General features: G+C 67.9%; 2 protein-coding genes. One reads left to right on the forward strand and one right to left on the reverse strand.

All coding sequences use genetic code 11. The annotated features are described in order from the left end of the window. Nucleotides 1–460 (forward strand): DUF3556 domain-containing protein (locus A9W96_RS03390; RefSeq protein WP_197499389.1); only part of this gene is annotated, 460 nt, incomplete at its 5' end. On the opposite strand, the gene A9W96_RS30050 is transcribed toward A9W96_RS03390, so the two are convergent. Beyond that, the coding region (locus A9W96_RS30050) for a DUF3618 domain-containing protein (protein ID WP_082972023.1) at nt 447–620 on the reverse strand (174 nt) is incomplete at its 5' end. The genes A9W96_RS03390 and A9W96_RS30050 overlap by 14 nt on opposite strands.

Consider the following 620-nt stretch of genomic DNA (forward strand, 5'->3'; position numbering starts at 1 on the left):
GCAGCACCAGCAGCTCGAGCGGTTGTACGGCAGCAAAGAGGAAACCCTGATCCCGCTGCACCTGGCCTTGGCGTTCCGGGGGATGAACACCCACGGGCGCGCGCTGCTCACCCTGGCGCACCGGGCGATGGCCGACTACGACGAGGACGACTACAACCTGTGTGAGGGTGAAGTCCTGTGCTCGATGGTGCTGGGCTGGAACTTCGGCGACGGCCACATGCACAACGAGTGCCTGATCGAGGCGCTGCAGCAGCGGTGCGGGTTCGAGCCGGGCGAGGTGCGCGTGGTGATCCTCGATGCCCAGCCCATCCACCAACAGCGGCAGGAATACAGGTTGGTCGACGCCGCGACGGGCGAATTCGAACGCGGCTACTGCGACGTCGACGACATGGCCACCAATCAGCCCTGGGCCGACGACATCCCGGTGTACGTCCAGACCGGGCGCGTCACCGATTCCTGACGCGGCGCACCGCCACCACCACGACGAGGGCCCCGACCCCGGCCAGCGAGGCCAGCACCACGGGCTTCTGCACGAATCCGATCACCCGGACCTTGAGGTCGTCGGCCAGGCGCCGAGGATTGGCCCGCTCGGCAAGCGAGTCGACGGTGGCCGCCAGCTG

The organism is Mycobacterium sp. 1245852.3 (assembly GCF_001669335.1).
GTDB classification, from domain to species: Bacteria; Actinomycetota; Actinomycetes; order Mycobacteriales; family Mycobacteriaceae; genus Mycobacterium; species Mycobacterium europaeum_A.